This window comes from Halorubrum sp. SD626R (assembly GCF_001261915.1).
Taxonomy (GTDB): Archaea; Halobacteriota; Halobacteria; order Halobacteriales; family Haloferacaceae; genus Halorubrum.
The window spans coordinates 1-1,107 of the sequence record NZ_CVRT01000022.1 but is presented as its reverse complement, the minus strand read 5'-3'; the positions used below and the strand labels follow the sequence as shown (position 1 = coordinate 1,107).

Sequence of the window (1,107 nt, the reverse complement as noted above, 5' to 3'; positions counted from 1 at the left end):
GTTGTCCTGCGCCTCGATGGCGACCTGCTGGAGCTCCTTGATCCGCGGGACGTTCGTGACGCCCGCGAGCAGGATCACGGTCGCGACGAACCCGGCGCCGCGGTACGGGTAGTCCCCGCCCCGGACCTCCATCGAGCCGGTCTGCTCTTCGAGCCACTTGCGGCCGCGCTCGATCCCCTTCCGGTTGAGGTACTCCGGCGGCCCGGCGAGCACGAGCAGCGCGCGCTCCGCGCCCTCGATCTCGCAGGGCAGCGTGAGCCGCCCCAGCGCCGCCTTGCGGACGAGGCTGGTGATGCGGTTCGTGGTGTGTGCGCTGTCGAGCTCGTCTTCCCCGTCGTCGTCGTTACGCAGCCGCGAGAGCAGGCCGCCCGAGGAGCGCTCCTCTACCTCCTCCTCCGCGTAGCCGACGGTGGAGACGCCGCCGCCGGAGAGCGTGTTGATGATCTCCGAGGAGTCGACGACGCTCTCGGCGACCTCCTGGCCCTGCTGGATCTCGCCGGCGCCGAAGAGGATGCCGAACCGCCGGACGATCTCCTCGTTGATCTCCTCGTAGCCGCCCTGGACGGACTCGCCCGTCTTCCGCCAGGCGTCGTTGTCGAACACCATCAGGTTGTCCACCTCGCGGACGAACGTCTGGAACGAGCGGGCCGCGTTGAGGGTGTAGATACCGCCCTCGTCGCTGCCCGGCAGGATGCCGAGCCCGTAGACGGGCTCGGTGTAGATCCGCTTGAGGTGTTTCGCGAGCACCGGCGCCCCCCCGGAGCCGGTGCCGCCGCCGAGCCCGGCGACGACGAGGAACGCGTCGACCTCGTGGACCGGGATCGAGTCGATGGCCCCCTGCACCTCGTCGATGTCCTCCTCGGCGATCTCCGCGCCGAGCTCGTTGTCCGCGCCGACCCCGTGACCCTTCACGCGGGACTGCCCGATGAGCACCCGCTGCTCCTCGGTGATGTGTTCGAGCCCCATGAGATCGGCCTTGGCCGTGTTGACGGCCGCGGCCGCGCGGACGATCTCAGATCCCGTCCGCTTGTCGTACTCCAGGAACTTGTCGACGACTTTCCCCCCCGCCTGTCCGAATCCGATCATTGCAAGTTTCATCGTGTGCTC

The 1,107-nt window shown here is 68.9% G+C and carries 1 protein-coding gene; it reads right to left on the bottom strand.

The annotated features are described in order from the left end of the window. On the bottom strand, nt 1–1,098 hold a 1,098-nt coding region (locus tag SD626R_RS01450), incomplete at its 3' end, for a tubulin/FtsZ family protein (protein ID WP_176697242.1). Nucleotides 1,099–1,107 lie beyond the last annotated feature (9 nt).